Consider the following 16803-nt stretch of genomic DNA (forward strand, 5'->3'; position numbering starts at 1 on the left):
GCTCGGCCATGGCGTCGCGCTCGATCGCGTCGGCCACCTCATAGGCCTCCTCGATCGTGTAGGGGGCGATGGTGCGGAAGCTCTGCTCGACATCCCAGGGGCAGCCGGTCTCGGGGTCGCGCAGCCGCGCCATCACCTCGATCAGGCGGCGCGTCGCGTCTGCTGCATCGGCACGGTCGGTCATCATGGGCTCTCCACGAGGCGGGCTCGTCCTCTGGTATCGCATCGCGGCCATCCCCGCAAATCGGAGGATGCGGGCTGCCCGATCCTTTCTATACTCAGGCCGGGGGGCGTTTCGCCCAGACCAGTGAGGGGAATTTCGATGAGTCTGTTGCGATCTCTCAGAATCGCCGCGATGGCGGCCGGCCTTGCCGCCACCATGGGCCTCGCGGCCTGCGGCCAGAGCCAGCCGGCACCGGCCCCGGTGGCCTCGACGGCCCCGACGATGCTGTTCTCCTACGAGGCCCTGACCTTCAAGCCGATCGGCCTCGACGAGAAGAAGGCGCAGTACCCGGAGCGGGCGGCCTTCACCGAGCAGGTGCGGGACACCGAGCTGCCGAAGATCCTCGATCTGCTGAAGATCCCGGCCGACCAGGTGCAGACGGAAGTGACGCCGGGCGGCTATGAGCTGCAGACCAACGCGTCGCTGCAGTCGGCCTTCGAGACCGACGCCGACACGGCGACCAAGTTCGCTGCCGCGCTGGGCTACACCTTCCGGCAGTGGAGCGTGCTGGTCACCGATTTCACGCCCGAGGGCCAGGGCAACACCGCCTTCGCCGTCGTGACCTTCAAGGACCACGCGCCGACCGGGCCGGAGGCGCAGGCCTTCTACGAGCATGCGGCGTCGGTGAACAAGGGTCTGGGCGGCGGCTACACCGCCTTCGGCCACGACCTTTTCTTCCTGAACATCGCGGATTCCACCGGCAAGGCCTATAGCGGCCTGGACGACGCCACCTTCGTTGCCGAGCTGACCAAGGCGGCGGCGAGCTTCAGCCAGACGCCGGTGTCGGTCAGCCGCTCCGGCCGGGTCGATGCCCGCTTCGTCGAGAATGATTGGGACAAGGCCAAGACCGGCCAGGGCTACGGCAAGATCCTGGGCCGTGACCTGACCCGCAAGCTGACCGTGCTGCGCCGCGAGCACGAAAAGGCGCTGCGCGCCTTCGGCACCCAGAACGCCTGGAAGTAAACGGACGGGCGCCACTTCAAGTCGCGAAGTGGCGCCCGATTTTTTAGTGATGTTACTCCGCCGCCACGGCCACCGGCCGGGGCCGGCTGAAGCGCTGGGCCAGCAGGACGCCCAGAAGCACCAGCCCGCCGCCGGTCAGGTGGTACAAATGCACGGTCTCGCCCAGCACCGCCACGGCGATCGCCGCGGTCATGACAGGCGTCAGGTTGATGAAGATGCTGGTGCGGCTGGGCCCGAGCCGGCGGATCGCCTGCATCCACAGGAACGGCGCCAGGATCGAGGTCGGGATCCCGGCATAGAGGATCAGCCCGATCGCGGTCGCGCTGTGCGGCGCCGACGGCGCCAGCGCCCAGCCCGGCAGCAGGAACAGCGTGGCGAAGGCGATCTGCATGTACAGCGACGGCCAGGCCGGCAGCGGCATCGTCCAGCGCCGCAGCAGCACGCTGTAGCTGGCATAGGCGAGGCAGGCGACCAGCATCATGCCGTCGCCCCGCGACAGGCCGCCATTGAACACCGACACCGGGTCGCCCTGGCCCATCAGCAGGGTCAGGCCGAACAGCGACAGCACCCCGCCGCCAACCATGCCCAGGGTCGGCGCCTCGGCCAGCAGCAGGCTGGACAGCGCCATGGTCAACAGCGGCACCAGCGAGATCACGAAGCCCATCTTGGTGGCCGAGGTGGTCTCCGCCGCGTAATAGGCCACGCCCTGATAGGCCGCCATGCCCAGCAGCCCCAGCAGCGCCAGCTTCGGCAATTGCCGCAGGATCTCGCGCCGCAGCCGCCAGACCTGGGGCAGCAGGAACGGCGTCAGCAGCACCAGCGCCAGCAGCCAGCGTTCGAAGGCGATGACGCTGGGATGGATCGCGGTGGCCGCCAGCTTGGTGACGACGACATTGCCGGACCAGATCGCGATGGTGACGACCGGCAGCGCGAAGGCCCGCAGGGGCAGGGAGGAGGACGACGGTTGCATGCCGCGACCCTAGCGCTTGGCCGGTTCGAGATATATAACGATTATCGGACAGACGATGGAGAGGAGAGGACATGAAGATCGACCAGCACCCCGGCCGCTTGCCGGCGCTGCGCGGCGAACCGCCCGATCCCGTGTCGTTCCGGACCGAGGACTACCCGGCCGGCATGGTGTGGCCGACGACGACCCTGACCTGGGGCAAGCTCAACTACGCCGTGCGGGGGATGATGGAGGCGACGGTCGGCGGCGTGCGCTACCTGTCGCCGCCGCATTACGCGATCTGGACGCCGCCCGACGTGCCGCATGCCTGCCACAACCGCGATGCGGTGCGTTACGTCTCGGTCTATGTCGTGCGCGAGCTGTGCGCCGACCTGCCGGCCGAGCCCTGCACCCTCAGCCTCAGCCCGCTGATCAAGGCGATCCTGGCCGATGTCGCCGCCCGGGGCGTGGCCGTGCCGCGGAGCGACACCGACCGCAGGCTGGCGCAGGTGCTGGTCGACCAGATCCGGATCGCGCCGCGCCATGCCTCCTACCTGCCGCTGTCGGACGATCCGGCGCTGCTGACGGTGCTGCAGGCGCTGCAGCAGGCGCCGGGCGACCGCCGCTCGCTGGCCGAATGGGCGCGGATCACCGGCACCACCGAACGCACGCTGTCGCGCCACTGCCAGCGCGACCTCGGCATGTCCTTCGCCGAATGGCGCCAGCGGATGAAGCTGGTGGCGGCGCTGTCACAGCTGGAGGAGGGGGCGTCGGTCGGCAGCGTCGCGCGGTCGCTCGGCTACGGCACCGCGTCGGCCTTCATCGCCATGTTCCAGCGGCTGACCGGCACGACGCCGGACCAAATGCGGCGAGACGGCGCCCGGCTGGACCGGACGGCAGCGTGAGGGATGGGCGCATGGCGTTTGCGATCAAGGCCGAAATCCCGGATCCCCGGTCGGAGATTTTCGCCTTCGCCGCGCAGAAGACGATGTATGGCGGCAAGCTGATCGCCGCGGGCGACACGGTGTTCCTGTTCGCCAGCGAGACCGAGGGCGGACAGGGCCTGGTCGCGCGCGGCATCGTCACCGCCGCCGAGCCGACTCCGCGGATCCCTGGCCTCGTCAGGCAGACGCCGCGGGTGAGCGTCACGGTCCGGCGCATTGCACCGGCGCAGCAGCCGCTGGGGCGCAGCGCGCTGAAACGCTTCGCCGATTGGGAAGACGGTCGGCCGGAAACCGAGCTCAATTTCAAATTCTACCGCCAGGCCACCAACAAGATCATCGGCCTGTCCGACGCGACGGCCGCGTTCCTCGACAGGTTCTTCTAGCGCGGATCGGCCTGGGTGCGGAGACGGATCCCATGGGCGTAGGTTCCTGGGGAGCCAGCCCCGCTCAAGTTCTACCGTCATCGCGAAGCCCGTAGGGGCGTGGCGATCCAGAATTGTCGCCGCCTGCGCGGTTTGCGCCGCCAGGGCCGGATCGCGTCGCTGCGCTCGCGATGACGGCGATGGGGGAGCGAGCTGTATTATCCCTGGACTCATTGTTCACGTTATGTTCTCATCAGGAGATGACACACACAGCCGCCATCCCCGAGCCACCCACCGCCCTCCCGGCGGTGGAGGGGCTTGCCCGGGATGCGGCGATGCTGACCGACGCCGCCGCCCTGGCCCTGAACCTGGCCCAGGAGCTCACGGTCCTGGCCGTCGCCGTCGGCAAATCCGGTCCTCCGGAGAAGGCAGCCGCCAACCTCGCCGCGGCCGGAGCCGCGGCCCGCCATGTCGAGCGCCTTTTGCTCGCCATGCGCCGCTGCCTCGCCCTGAAGGACCTGTTCCGCCAGCGGCACCAGGAGGACGGGCGACAGGCCGAAGATCGCCGCGACCGGCGGCGGGCGGAGATCGGCGAGCGGCGGCGGGCCGTCGTCCAAGGGGTGTCCCGCGCCATCGCCGCCGTGAAGCCCGAGGCCTCCGACGGACCCGACCAGGATCCGCGGGAACGGCTGACCAATGACCTGTATGACCGGGTGTTGGTGGACGAGCGGCTCCTCGCCGATCTGGCCGACACCGCGCTGCCGATCGAAGTGCTGATCCAGGGCCTGTGCCGCGACCTGGGCCTCGCCGCCACCTGGATCGATACGGTCAGGGACACACCCGGAGAGACGGCGGCGAAGGTCGCCGCCTGGCAGGAGAGCTTCTATGGGCTCGGCCGCTTCCGACGGATCCCGGCCGCCGATATCGGCCTGCCCGAGGGGCAGGTGTATATGCTCAACACCGACACCGGCGCGGTCTTCAACGAGGATGGCATGGTCGTCAAGACGCTGACGGACCAGCCAGTGCCGCCCGACCCTCCGCCACCTGATCCCGGGCCCGGCGACACCGGGCCGCCTGATGCAACCGCGCCGCCTGCGACCCCGCCGCCCGGGACGGCGACGGCGCCACCCGGGGGCGACTGGGTCACAGTCGAACGCGCGCCCGAGAGCGAGCGCAACGACAACTGGCGCCGGATAAGCCTGGCCCAGCACATCTTCGGCTCCCGCTGACGCCGGCGCCGGAGGCTGCCTGCGGCCGCCCATTCTTCACCGTCATGGCGAGCGCAGCGACGCCATCCAGTCGCGCAGCCTGGGGCGGCGCCAGCCTGGGATCGCCCCTGTTAAACTCAGGGGGCCCTGCGGGCTCGCGATGACGGGTGAAGGGTGGATGGAGCCGGCTCTCCGCAGCCATCGTTGCGGAGGCAGCGAGGGGCGAACCCAATATCGCCCGGTCCTGCCGGTTCAGGCAGGAAATGGGACCCTGGTGAATACCGCGAACACGGGTTTCGGCCACGCCATCCGAGCTGCGCATTCGCACATACCAAAAGCGGAATTCCCATCGGGATCGCTTCAGGCGGATCGTGATGAAAAGCTGGGGGGCCCGATATCGACATCGGCAATCCGTGATGCCGAAGGCACGCGGGCCGGGTCGGCCCTCAGGGCGCGGCAACGGAGGGCAGGCCGATGACGGATGTACAAGAGACGGAAGAAGGCCAGGGCAGTCGCGCCGTAACGCCTGATATAACGGTCGTTGCTCCATGGGTTGACAGAACAACGGGGTCTCGTGCCGTTGCCGAGCTCTCCATATCGGCGCAGCCCCTTCCGGGGGGAAACACCACGGAGGGCGAGGCGATCGAGTTGCAGCCGGCCGCCGTGAATATGGGGGCTGGGGTCGAAGCGTTGCTCAGCGGCAACGTCGTATTGGCCCGGGAATTGAACGCCGCTCTCAGAGATCCCGACTTCGGCACTGTGCTTCCTGAAGCGTCCGAGGTGGACCTTGAACAAATCCAGACAACAGTCCGAGAGATCCTCGACCAGATCGGCAAGAGACCGTCCGACAAAAATGCCCTCATCCGCTGGGGAAGCAATTTCTGGCAGGTTGCCAAGACGACGGGCCTGATCAGCCTTCTGGGTTTCGGTCTCCGGACAGGGATCCAATCCGGAACCACCCAGTCGCTGAATCTCGGCCAGCCTGACGAGAATACAGGGCGTGCCGAAGGCATTTACTACGGCGGCCAAGCCCTCAGCACTCTCATGATGCTGGCCTCGGCGGCCTCCAATGCCAAAGACGGAAATCGGGATGCGGTCATCGGCGACCTGATCTATGCCGTCTCCATGATTGGTGCCGCGGGATTCGCGAAAGGCTACGATGTCGCTGGCAGCCTTGTGACGTCGACGGCAGGCGCTGCTTTCTATGCGGGCTTCACGGAAATCCTGAAAACATTCCGGACGATGAAGGTGCCGCAGCTTGCCGGCGTCGACCCGACCGGCTGGAGAAAGGCCGGAGCCTATGCGGCAGGGGCCACCGCCTTTACCCTGAGCTTCATCCCCGCCACCGCCTGGTCGTATTCAAAAGATTTCACCGGGGGCGGCGGATTTTTGGACCTGGATCCCGGCGACCGCGTCCGAAAAGGGGCCATGATCGGCCTTTTGTGGGCTGGGGCCCTGGTCGGTTACAACATCCTGACCCCGCCGTTGGTGAAACTGGCCGTGGGCAATGAATCCGGGCCTATCGCCCCGCTCGAATACGATGCGGCATGGAAATCGAATAAGGAATTGCTGAAGAAGAGTCCGAAGGAACTGCTGCAGTCAGCGATTGCGGTCGCGAACGATGCCAATAAGTTTTTTGCCTTCGTCTTGGTGTTCAATACATTTTTGGCACTCAATGGCGGGACGCGGCTGGGGCCGGCCGGGGAAGATGCAATCCCGGACGAAGGACTCCGCATCTTCGCCAATACAGTGGTCTCAAGCGTGTTTTGTCAGCTCCTGTGCCATATCTACGAAATGCAATATGGCGCGAAGAAGAAGCCGAGGCCGAGCGAGGTCTTGGCCGACGGCAGCCCGGGGCACCTGCGGGTGGAGGCTGTCCTGACGGCATTTCGCGCTGAGCTGGACACCGCGGCAAGACCGATCCCGGTGAACGACCTGGCCGACATGATCGGGCGACACGCAGCCACATTGCAGACCGAGGCCGAGCGCGCCTTGTTCACCGTGCTTGTCTACACCCAAGCCGTGCCTGAGGGGATCGAACAGCACCGGATATCGACCCCGGAGCCCTCGCCAACGCCGTCGGAGCGGGCCCCCTCGGAGCGGGCCGCATCGGAGCCGCCAGAGGATGATGCGCCAGAGGCGGCCGAAGAGGAGCGGGTCGCCACGCCACCGCAGCCAGAGCGAGTCGCCACGCCGCCGAAGGATGCAGCCCCGGCGCCGGAGGAGGATGAGACCCAGGGTAGAACCCCAACGTCCGGTGCCGCATAGCCGGCGCCAGTACCGGCTCCGGCAACGCGGCAATGCCGGGGTGGTGATCGATCTTGGGCAGACGTAAGGGCCCGCGCGCCGGGAACGAATGGCGGTGCCGGGCCTTCTATGGGGTGACGCGGCCCTGTGCCCAAGAGGGAGAGCCTTATGTGCACCCGTCCCCACCGCCATTCCATCTTCTGCATCCTGCCGCCCTATCTGCTGCGGTCGATCCTGGCCAACGGCAGCAAGGCGCAGAAGGCTGCCGCCAACCGCGCGCTGGGCATCGACACCACCCTCCGCTCGATGCGCGCCCATCTCGCCGTCGCCCAGAGCGTGTCGGCCCGCCGCAGCCGCCGGCTGGCCCTGCCGCCGTCGAAGCAGCGCGGCATCTATACCGCCGACGGCAGCGAAGCCCTGCCGGGCAAGCTGGTGCGGGCCGAAGGGCAGGGGCCGACCGGCGATGCCGCGGCCGACGAGGCCTATGACGGGCTGGGCCACACCTTCGATTTCTTCCTGCAGAACTACCGGCGCAACTCGATCGACGATGACGGCCTGGCGCTGGACGCCACCATCCATTACGGCGACCGCTACAACAACGCCTTCTGGAACGGCCAGCGCATGGTGTTCGGCGATGGCGACGGCGACCTGTTCAACCGCTTCACCATCGCGCTCGACGTCATCGGCCATGAGCTGGGCCACGGCGTGACCGAGGACGAGGCCGGGCTGGTCTACATGCAGCAGCCAGGCGCGCTGAACGAATCCCTGTCCGATGTCTGGGGCTCGCTCATCAAGCAATGGGTGCTGAAACAGACCGCCGACAAGGCCGACTGGATCATCGGCGAAGGCCTGCTGACCAAGAAGGTCCACGGTGTCGGCCTGCGTTCGATGAAGGCGCCGGGCACCGCCTATGACGACCCGGTGCTGGGGAAGGATCAGCAGCCCGGCCATATGAAGGACTATGTCGACACGATGCAGGACAATGGCGGCGTCCACATCAATTCCGGCATCCCGAACCGGGCCTTCTACCTCGCCGCCACCGGGATCGGCGGCAATGCCTGGGAGCGGGCGGGCCGGATCTGGTACGATACCGTCCGCGACGCCCGGGTGACCGACACCACCAAATTCGCCGATTTCGCCGCGGTGACGGTGGATGTCGCGGCGCGGCTGCCGGGCTCGAAGAAGGCCGAGGTCAAGGCCGTGGCCGATGCCTGGAAGCAGGTCGGCGTCCCGATCACCTGAGTTCGGACGCAGCAGCGGGAGCGGACGATGCGGGTCACCATCGCGATGTCGAGCACCGGCCTGTTTTATTCGCCCGGCTTGGCCGAGCCCGTGGTGGTCGACGTGACCGGCCTGCCGCAGCCGGAGGCCGCCCGGATCGAGGAGCTGGTCCATGATGCCAAAGTGTTCGACCACGCCGCCGCGCCGGAAAGCCTGTCGCGGCCGACACCCGATGCCCGCCAGGTGACGGTGACGGTGGAGCAGGGGGCCCGAAGCTGCACCCTGCACCTGACCGAACCGATCGCCGACCCGGCGCTGAAAGCCCTGGTCGGCTGCCTGCTGGACCACATGCGGGCGGCGCAGGCGGCGAAACGGTCTAAACCATAGGCTGGCGCTTCCCGGCGCGACAGGATGTCTAGTGTCTTCTTCGCGGTGTGGTCTCTAGCCCGCCTGCGGGATCGGGGCGCCGACCGGCCGGCCCTTCGCGCCCCGGATGCCGGTCAGGTCGGACCAGCGGTAGCGGTCCATCGCCAGGCCTTCCAGGTCGATTTCGGCGCGGCGGCCGGACATGATGTCCGACAGCACCCGGCCGGAACCGCAGGCCATGGTCCAGCCCAGCGTGCCGTGGCCGGTGTTCAGCAACAGGTTGCCGTAGGGCGTGCGCCCGACCACCGGCGTGCCGTCCGGCGTCATCGGCCGCATGCCGGTCCAGAAGCTGGCGCGGCTGACGTCGCCGCCCTGCGGGAACAGGTCGGTGACCGAATGCTCCAGCGTCCGCCGCCGCGCGTCCCACAGCTTGTTGCTGAACCCCGCCAGTTCGGCGGTGCCGCCGACGCGGATGCGGTCGCCCAGCCGGGTGATCGCGACCTTGTAGGTCTCGTCCATCACGGTCGAGACCGGCGCGCCGTCGGCCTCGGTGATCGGCACGGTGATGGAATAGCCCTTGACCGGATAGACCGGGATCTCGATGCCCAGCGGCTTCAGCAGCAGCGGCGAATAGCTGCCGAGAGCCAGGACGTAGCTGTCGGCGCGCAGGGTCTCGCCGCCCTCCAGCGCCACGCCGCCGATGCGGTTGCCGTCGGTCTGCAGCCCGGCGATCTTCGCGCCCCAGCGGAAGGTGACGCCGAGATCGGCGGCCAGCCTGGCCAGGTTGTTGGTGAATTTGAAGCAGTCGCCGGTCTCGTCGCCCGGCAGGCGCAGGCCGCCGGCGATCTTGCCGCTGACCGCCGCCAGGGCCGGCTCGGCCACGGCGCAGGCGGCCGGGTCCAGCACCTCGTAGGGGACGCCGGCCTCCTGCAGCACGGCGATGTCCTTGGCCGCGGCGTCGACCTGCTTCTGGGTGCGGAACAGCTGCAGCGTGCCCTGGGCCTTGTCGTCATAGGCGATGCCGGTGTCGGCGCGCAGCTGCACCAGGCAGTCGCGGCTGTACTCGGCCAGCCGGACCATCCGGGCCTTGTTCACGGCATAGCGGCCGGCGGTGCAGTTGCGCAGCATCTGCGCCAGCCACAGCCACTGCCGCAGGTCCAGCTGCGGGCGCAGCACGAACGGGCTGTGCTCCATCAGCATCCACTTGATCGCCTTCAGCGGCACGCCCGGCGCCGCCCAGGGGGCGGAATAGCCCGGCGAGACCTGGCCGGCATTGGCGAAGCTGGTCTCGTTCGCCGGCCCGTCCTGGCGGTCGATCACGGTCACCTCATGCCCCGAGCGGGCGAGGTAATAGGCGGTGGTCACGCCGATGACGCCGGCGCCGAGGACGATGACCTTCACGACGGAACTCCTTCGAGAACCAAAACGGATGACTGGAGAGCGGGCGAGGGGGCGTCGAGGTAATCACGCCGGAAGCGGCGGCCCAGGCGGGACAGGATCTCGTAGCCGATGGTGCCGGCCTCGGCGGCGATGGCGTCGACGCTGCGCCGTGGGCCGATCAGCTCGACCATCGCGCCGGGGCGCAGCGCGCCCTCCGGCAGGGACGAGGCGTCGAGCGTGATCGAGTCCATCGATACCGCGCCGACGATCGGCAGCGCCGCATCGCCGAAATGCGCCGTGCCGGTGTTGCCAAGGCTGCGCGGGAAGCCGTCGGCATAGCCGACCGCCAGGGTGGCGATGCGGCGCAGCCCGTCGGCGCGGAAGCTCAGGCCATAGCCGACCGCGTCACCGGCCGCGATCTGCCGCACCTGCACCACCCGGGCCTGGAGACCGATCACCTGGCGCAGCGGGTTCGGCGCGCCCACCGTCGGGGCGATGCCGTACAGCGCCGCGCCGGGCCGGGCGAGGTCGTAATGGAAGGCGGAGCCCAGGAAGATGCCGGAGGAGTTCGCCAGCGAGGCCGGCGCGGCCGGCAGGCGGCGGCGGGCGACGTCGAAGCGCAGGCGCTGCATGCCGTTGGCCGGGTTGTCCGGCTGCTCGGCGCAGGCCAGGTGGCTCATCACCAGGCGGATCGCGATGCCATCCAGCCGCTGCGGCTCGGTGGCGATGCGGTCCAGCTCGGCCGGTGCCAGCCCCATGCGGGACATGCCGGTGTCGATCTGCAGGGCGGCCGGCAGGGCCTCGCCGCGGCGCCGGGCCAGGGCGGACCAGGCCTCGATTTGTTCCAGGCTGTTCAGCACCGGGACCAGGCGGTGGGCCAGGGCCGTGTCCTCGCCGCCGGGCATCAGCCCGTGCAGCACGAAGACCTCCGCCGCCTCGGGGACATGCGGCCGCAGGGCGATGCCCTCTTCGAGATGGGCGACGAAGAACTGGCGGCAACCCGCCGCGGCCAGCACCGGCGCGATGCGGTCGGCGCCCAGCCCGTAGGCGTCGGCCTTCAGCACCGCGGCGCAGGCCACGCCGCCGAGGCGGTGCCGCAGCGCGCGGTAGTTGTCGCCGATCGCACCGAGATCGACGGTCAGCGTGGCGCCGGACAGGTCGGGGAGGGAGGTGGACATCGGGGCCTGATCGCAAGGGATCGGAACGGCCTCAGAATACGGCCGCAAGCCCCCGCCGATCCTTGATTTCCATTGATCCTTCTGCGGCCGGATGGTCAGGTGTTCGCAGTAAATTCAGCGCTTTTCGCAGAAACCACCATGAATGCCCTGGACACCATCGACCGCAAGATCATCCAGCTGCTGCGCGCCGATGGCCGGATCAGCAACGCCGACCTGGCCGAGGCGGTCGGGCTGTCGCCCTCGGCCTGCCTGCGCCGCCGCCAGCTGATGGAGCATGCCGGGGTGATCCGCGGCTACACCGCGCTGATCGACGAGCCCGACGTGGCCAACCCGACCATCGCCATCGTCCAGATCACGCTGGAGCGCCAGACCGAGGAGTATCTGGCGCGGTTCGAGGCGGCGGTGCGGAAATGCCCGGAGGTCGACCAGTGCTACCTGATGACCGGGATGTCGGATTACCTGCTGCGCGTCGTCGCCCGCGACACCGCCGATTACGAGCGGATCCACAAGGAACAGCTGTCGCGCATGCCGGGCGTGTCGCGCATCCAGTCCGCCTTCACCCTGCGGAGCGTGATCCGCGGTAATCCGGGCGGATAGGGATCGGCCCACGGCCGTGCCGCGCCACCAGCCGCGGCCACCCCTCGCGGATGATCCCGGCCGCCTCGGCATGCACCAGCTGCGACGGCCGCGTCTCGGGGTGGGCCTCGAGGTACGCTGCGACCAGGTGATAGGCGATGGTGTAGCCGGCCCAGCGCGGCACCACCTCGACCCCGCCAGCGCCGAAGAACCAGGCGTCGTGGTCGTAGAGCGGGTCGGACAGCGCGGCCTCGGCCCGCTGCAGCAGCGGGCGCCATTGCTGCGGCGTCAGCGCGTGGTTCCAGGGCTGACCGTCGCCGCCATGGGCCTGGCAGTCGAAGTGATCGGCCAGGCCTTCGCTGACCAGCGCCTCGCCCAGGGTCCGGCCGTAGCCGGGGCCGCCATAGCGCAGGCAGTGGTGAAGCTCATGCGCCAGGGTGCGCGCGAAATACCCGGCCTCCAGCCCGGCCGGGAAATTCGGATTGTCGGGGTCGAGGGTGACAGCCATGCAGCTCTGCCGGTAACAGGAACCGCCGATGCCGATCTCCGGAATCACGCCGCCGGCGAAGCGCTGGACAACGACATCGATCGCCGTCATCGGCACCGTCGCGCGCAGCAGGGCCTCCAGCCGGTCGTAGGTCTCGGCCGCCTCTGCCTGCAACCGTTCCCTCCAGGGGCCGAGGCTGCCCTCGGCTTCGAGGAAATGCAGGGTCCAGCGCATCCATTCTCCTGCCGCCTCAGGCGGTCGTCACCGTTCCGTCATCATGCGGGACGGTAAAGCCGGCACCAATGCCGAATCGCCGCATCCGCCCCGACACCCTAGGGCAGCGGTGACACATCGGCCCGGAAAAGGTGCGGTTGAGAGTTACTCCGCCTTCCAGACACCCCACAGCCGCGGCGTGCCGGCACCCCAGTCGGCATAGCCGCGGATCTTGAGGCCGGTGGCGCTGACCTGGGCCGGGTTGAACAGGCCGATGATCGGCACCTGCTCGGCCATGCGCCCCTGCAGCCGGTCGAAGATCGCCTGCCGCGCCGCCGGATCCTCCGTCGCCTTGGCCTCGGCCAGCCAGGCGATCGCCTGCGGGTCCTCCCATTGGCTGGTCGCGTCGTCGTCCTTGCTGCCGATGATCGAGTCATAGGCCAGGGCCGGATCGAGCCGGCCGGAAAAGGTGAAGACCGAGAGCTGGAACTTGCCCTCGCGGTAGTTCTGCAACTGCGTCGCCCAGTCCAGCGTGTCGATCCGGGCATCGAGTCCGGCGCCGGCGAGCAGGGCCTGGATCGCCAGCGCTGCCTCGGACTGGCCGGTCGGCCGGTTGTTGGTCTGGATCCGAATGGTCGCGCCGGCCTTGTTCGCCTCCTGCAGCAATTGTGTCGCCGCAGCGGTGTCGAAGCCCGGCCACACCGTCTGGGCCGCGGTGTGATAGGGGCTCATCGCCGCGACGGCGGAGGGGTTGGGCGTGCCGAGGCCGAAGCTCGCCGCCTCGGCCACCTGGGCGTCGTCGATCGCCCGGGCCAAGGCTTGGCGGACCCGGACGTCCGACAGCATGGGATCGCGGGTCTGTAGCAGCACCACCGCCCAGGACATGCTCGGCGACACCGTGACCTGGGCGCCGGCGGCCTTCATCGCCTCGATCTCGGTGGCGCCGAGATCGGTGATGATGTCGACATCGCCGGTCTGCAGCGCCGCATTCATCACCGAGCGATCGGGCACCACGACGAAGCGCAGCGTGTCGGCCAGTGCCGCCTTGCCGCCGACCATGCCGTCGCGCGGGCCGGGCAGGGGGCGATAGCCGGCAAAGCGGGTCAGCTCGATATAGCGGTTCTTCTGCCAGTCGCCGAAGACATAGGGGCCGGTGCCGATCGGCTTGATCCAGGCGCCGTCCGGCCCGACCGAGGCCGGGCTGAGGATGGCGGCGTTGCATTGCAGGCTGGCCATATTGACCAGGAACATGGCGCTGCGGCGATCCAGCCGGAACAGGGCGGTGCGCGCATCCGGCGTCTCCACCGCCGTCACCTTCGGGCCGTTGCGCCCGTCGAAGCGATCGAGGCACTGCCACTGCGTCATCGGGTCGAGATAGCGCCGCCAGCTCCAGGCGACCTCGGCCGACGTCAGCGCCGTGCCGTCGTGGAAGGTGACGCCATCGCGCAGATGGAAGCTATAGGCGGTGCCGTCGGCCGAGACGTCGATGCGGTCGGCCAGCATCGGCGCGATCGTCAGGTCCTCGCGATAGCCGACCAGCCCCTCGACCACGTGGTGCAGCACCACGTCGGAGTTGAAGTCGCGTTGCACCCCGGGGTTGCTGCTGCGGATATCGGCATTCACCGCGATCGACAGTCGCGGCGTCGGGCGCGGCGCGTCCTGCGCCGCAGCGCCGGCGGCGGAGAGGAGGGCGACAACGACGGGAAGGGCGGCCAGGACCGCGCGGAGCCGCAATGCCATCGCTGAAGCCTCCATTCGATTTTTCGTTGACCGAAACCCAGATGCGCTATCGCGCCGAGCGGGCCTCCACCAGGGTCTTGGCGAAGAAATCCGCCACCGGCACCAGCACCTTGGCCCCCTCATGCGCGACGCCGGGCACGACGTCGTGGCGCACCGGAATGCCATGGCTTTCGAAGCTGGCGCGCAGGGACAGCAGGCGCTCCTGCCGGTTGCCGCCGGCCAGGTCCGCCCCCTCCATCCAGCCGGGGTCGCTCGGCTTGGTCACGATCTCCCAGGTCTCGGTGTCGTCGCCGCCGACCACCATCTGCACCGCCACCCGGCGCATCGCCTCAAGGTTGACCGGATGGCCGAAACGGGCCTCGAAATCGCGCAGCCCGACCCACCAGTCGCGATTCCAGTCGAGCAGCGTGACCGACCCCGGCGCGCCGATCGAGACACCGAGCAGGCGCTGCGGATGGGCATAGAGGAACCGGTGGGTGAAATGGCCACCACCGGAGAAGCCGAACAGCAGGAACCGGCCGGCATCGACCCGGTACTTGGCCGCGACCTCATCGACCATCGCCAGCAGCAGCTGGTCGAAGCGCATGTCGTGGAAAGCCAGGCGCTTGTAGTTCGACAGCTCGCCCGGCTCGATCAGCCCGGCCGGGAACAGCGGCGCGAGCAGGATGCAGTCATGGGCGTCGGCGAAGTCCCTGAAGCCGTCGCGATAAGTGGTGGCGGTGCGGCCGGTGCCGTGCATCAGCACCGCCAGGGCATAGGTCTTGTCGCCGTCCTCGGCATAGTCGCGCGGCACGTAGAGGCAGTAGGAGACGCGTTGGTCCGCCTGCAGCGCGAAGAAGGGCGTCTGCCCGAAATCATAATAGGACAGCTTGACGCCGTGGCCCGGACGATCCCGCATCGCTTCACCTCCCTGATGATCCCGGCAGGATGCATTTTGAAGATGTAAAAGTCGATATCGAAACATGATGCCGGGATCAGGTAGAGTGAACCATGCATCAGGCTGCGGGGGCGAAAGACGATCTGCGGGTGGAGCGGGCCTCGGAGCCGGCGCCGTCCCGCATCCTGCTTCCCTTCGTCGAGGCGCTGGCCTTCCCGGTGTTCCGCCTGGTCTGGTTCACCGGGCTGTTCGCCAATCTCGGCAACTGGGCGCAATCCGTTGCCGCCGCCTGGGTGCTGACCGTCACCGTCGCCAGCCCGCTGCTGATCGCGCTGATCCAGGTGGCGACCGCGCTGCCGCTGGTGCTGCTGTCGCTGCCGACCGGGGCGCTGGCCGACATCTACGACCGCCGCAAGATGATCCTGGCCGGGGAGGGGTGCTGCATTCTCGGCGGCATCGCCCTGACCGTGCTCAGCCTGCTCGACATGCTGGGCCCGTTCGGCCTGATCGGGCTGACGCTGCTGATCGCCATCGGCTATGCGCTGGAGGGGCCGGCCTGGCAGGCGGCGGTCGGCGACATGGTGCCGAAGCACGCCGTGGCCAGTGCCGTTCTGCTCAATTCCGTCAACTACAACGTCGCGCGGGCGCTGGGACCGGCCCTGGGCGGACTGCTGCTGGCGTGGCTCGGCGCCCCATGGGTGTTCCTGATCTCGACCGTCTGCTTCAGCGGGCTGGCGCTGGCGATCTGGCGCTGGGGCTACCGGCCGGCGCGGTCGGTGCTGCCGCCGGAGACGATGCGCGGGGCGCTGACCGCTGGCATGCGCTTCGCCCGGCATTCGCTGGTGACGCGCCGGGTGGCGACGCGATCGTTCATCTTCGGCTTCTGCGCCAGCTCGGTCTGGGCGCTGCTGCCGCTGCTGGCCCTGGAGCGGCTGGGCGAGGATGCGCTCGGCTACGGCATGCTGCTCGGCGCGCTGGGCATCGGCGCCGTCTGCGGCGGCTTCATCGTCCAGCCGGCCCGCGATTGGCTCGGCACCAGCTGGATGATCTCGACCGCCGCCTTCACCTTCGCCCTGGTGCTGGTGGTGCTGGGCACCGTTCACATCATCGGCATCGTGGTGCCGGTGCTGTTCCTCGGCGGCGTGGCCTGGATCGCCGTGGTGTCGACCTACAACACCGCGGTGCAACTGCTGGTGCCGGACTGGGTCAAGGCGCGGGCGATGGCCATCTACCAGATGGCGCTCTATGGCGGCCTCGCCGTCGGATCCGTCGTCTGGGGTGCGGTGGCGGAAAGCGTCGGCACCGGGGCGACCCTGGCGGCCAGCGGCGTGGCGCTGCTGGCCGGGGCCGCCTGGGCGCTGCGGCTGAGAATCCCCGACATCACCCTGATCGACCAGCGGGCCGCGCCGGTGCGCCGGCTGGACCTGCCGGCATCGCCGGTCGACCCACATCGCGATGCCGTCATGGTGGTGGTGGAATACCGGATCGGGCCCGAGCAGGAGCGCGACTTCATCAAGGCCACGGTCCGGCTGCGCCAGGTGCGGCTGCGCAATGGCGCCAGCCGGTGGTCGCTGTTCCGGGACGCGGCCGACCGGCTGAAATGGAGCGAGATCTATTTCGTCGACAGCTGGTACGAGCACCTGCGGCTGCTGGCGCGGCTGACCGTGGCGGATCGCGAGCTGATCGACAGCGTCGGCCGGCTGCACCAGGGGCCGCCGGCACCGGCCGTGCGCCATGCCGTCAGCTGGCGCAAGCGCAGCCGGGTATCCCGAAAGAAGAGCCGGAAAACCGCCGCTGCGGCTGAAGCGGCAAAGGGACTATCCGCAGGAAGGGCAGATGAGGGTTCCGGGCCAACGGTTTGAGATCATTTGG

At 68.7% G+C, this 16803-nt stretch carries 16 protein-coding genes; 9 read left to right on the forward strand and 7 right to left on the reverse strand.

Annotated features, from left to right (window positions below; genetic code table 11):
- Nucleotides 1-184: MazG nucleotide pyrophosphohydrolase domain-containing protein (locus AC3XYG_RS37485; RefSeq protein ID WP_489144993.1), on the reverse strand; the 184-nt coding region annotated here is incomplete at its 3' end.
- 138 nt (nt 185-322) lie between these two features.
- On the opposite strand from AC3XYG_RS37485, the gene AC3XYG_RS37490 reads away from it, so the two are divergent.
- Nucleotides 323-1186 carry a hypothetical protein gene (locus tag AC3XYG_RS37490; protein ID WP_489144994.1) on the forward strand — a complete coding sequence of 288 codons (864 nt, stop codon included), beginning with the start codon at nt 323-325 and terminating at the stop codon, nt 1184-1186.
- 52 nt (nt 1187-1238) lie between these two features.
- Here AC3XYG_RS37490 and AC3XYG_RS37495 read toward each other — a convergent pair whose 3' ends face one another.
- Nucleotides 1239-2156: a DMT family transporter gene (locus tag AC3XYG_RS37495; RefSeq protein WP_489144995.1), complete on the reverse strand. Its 918-nt coding sequence runs from the start codon at nt 2154-2156 to the stop codon at nt 1239-1241.
- Nucleotides 2157-2227: 71 nt separating this feature from the next.
- On the opposite strand from AC3XYG_RS37495, the gene AC3XYG_RS37500 reads away from it, so the two are divergent.
- From AC3XYG_RS37500 to AC3XYG_RS37525, 6 genes are all read left to right on the forward strand, one after another.
- Complete coding sequence (locus tag AC3XYG_RS37500) at nt 2228-3037, forward strand: AraC family transcriptional regulator (RefSeq protein WP_489144996.1); 810 nt, start codon at nt 2228-2230, stop codon at nt 3035-3037.
- An 11-nt stretch (nt 3038-3048) separates the two neighbouring features.
- Complete coding sequence (locus tag AC3XYG_RS37505; protein WP_489144997.1) at nt 3049-3459, forward strand: hypothetical protein; 411 nt, start codon at nt 3049-3051, stop codon at nt 3457-3459.
- 239 nt (nt 3460-3698) lie between these two features.
- Nucleotides 3699-4667 (forward strand): hypothetical protein, encoded by a 969-nt coding sequence (locus AC3XYG_RS37510; RefSeq protein ID WP_489144998.1) that lies wholly within the window; start codon nt 3699-3701, stop codon nt 4665-4667.
- A 453-nt stretch (nt 4668-5120) separates the two neighbouring features.
- Entirely contained in the window at nt 5121-6914 is a 1794-nt protein-coding gene (locus AC3XYG_RS37515) for a hypothetical protein (protein ID WP_489144999.1), read from the forward strand.
- A 147-nt stretch (nt 6915-7061) separates the two neighbouring features.
- Nucleotides 7062-8135, forward strand: a complete 1074-nt coding sequence (locus tag AC3XYG_RS37520) for a M4 family metallopeptidase (RefSeq protein WP_489145000.1) — start codon at nt 7062-7064, stop codon at nt 8133-8135.
- 27 nt (nt 8136-8162) lie between these two features.
- Nucleotides 8163-8501, forward strand: coding sequence for a protealysin inhibitor emfourin (locus AC3XYG_RS37525; protein WP_489145001.1), 339 nt, complete (start codon nt 8163-8165; stop codon nt 8499-8501).
- Between the two features lie 54 nt (nt 8502-8555).
- On the opposite strand, the gene AC3XYG_RS37530 is transcribed toward AC3XYG_RS37525, so the two are convergent.
- Nucleotides 8556-9881, reverse strand: coding sequence for a D-amino acid dehydrogenase (locus AC3XYG_RS37530; RefSeq protein ID WP_489145002.1), 1326 nt, complete (start codon nt 9879-9881; stop codon nt 8556-8558).
- Nucleotides 9878-11038 carry an alanine racemase gene (gene alr, locus AC3XYG_RS37535; protein ID WP_489145003.1) on the reverse strand — a complete coding sequence of 387 codons (1161 nt, stop codon included), beginning with the start codon at nt 11036-11038 and terminating at the stop codon, nt 9878-9880. The genes AC3XYG_RS37530 and alr overlap by 4 nt, the downstream gene beginning before the upstream one ends.
- Nucleotides 11039-11176: 138 nt before the next feature.
- Between alr and AC3XYG_RS37540 the strand changes: the two genes are divergently transcribed.
- Nucleotides 11177-11635, forward strand: coding sequence for an Lrp/AsnC family transcriptional regulator (locus AC3XYG_RS37540; RefSeq protein WP_489145004.1), 459 nt, complete (start codon nt 11177-11179; stop codon nt 11633-11635).
- Here AC3XYG_RS37540 and AC3XYG_RS37545 read toward each other — a convergent pair.
- From AC3XYG_RS37545 to AC3XYG_RS37555, 3 genes are all read right to left on the reverse strand, one after another.
- Entirely contained in the window at nt 11595-12335 is a 741-nt protein-coding gene (locus AC3XYG_RS37545; protein ID WP_489145005.1) for a DUF2268 domain-containing putative Zn-dependent protease, read from the reverse strand. The genes AC3XYG_RS37540 and AC3XYG_RS37545 overlap by 41 nt on opposite strands.
- Before the next feature lie 144 nt (nt 12336-12479).
- Entirely contained in the window at nt 12480-14054 is a 1575-nt protein-coding gene (locus AC3XYG_RS37550) for an ABC transporter substrate-binding protein (RefSeq protein WP_489145006.1), read from the reverse strand.
- A 46-nt stretch (nt 14055-14100) separates the two neighbouring features.
- On the reverse strand, nt 14101-14952 hold the full coding sequence (locus tag AC3XYG_RS37555) for a hypothetical protein (protein WP_489145007.1): 852 nt from the start codon (nt 14950-14952) through the stop codon (nt 14101-14103).
- 92 nt (nt 14953-15044) lie between these two features.
- Between AC3XYG_RS37555 and AC3XYG_RS37560 the strand changes: the two genes are divergently transcribed.
- Nucleotides 15045-16793, forward strand: coding sequence for an MFS transporter (locus AC3XYG_RS37560; protein WP_489145008.1), 1749 nt, complete (start codon nt 15045-15047; stop codon nt 16791-16793).
- Nucleotides 16794-16803: the final 10 nt, after the last annotated feature.

Source organism: Inquilinus sp. (assembly GCF_057815775.1).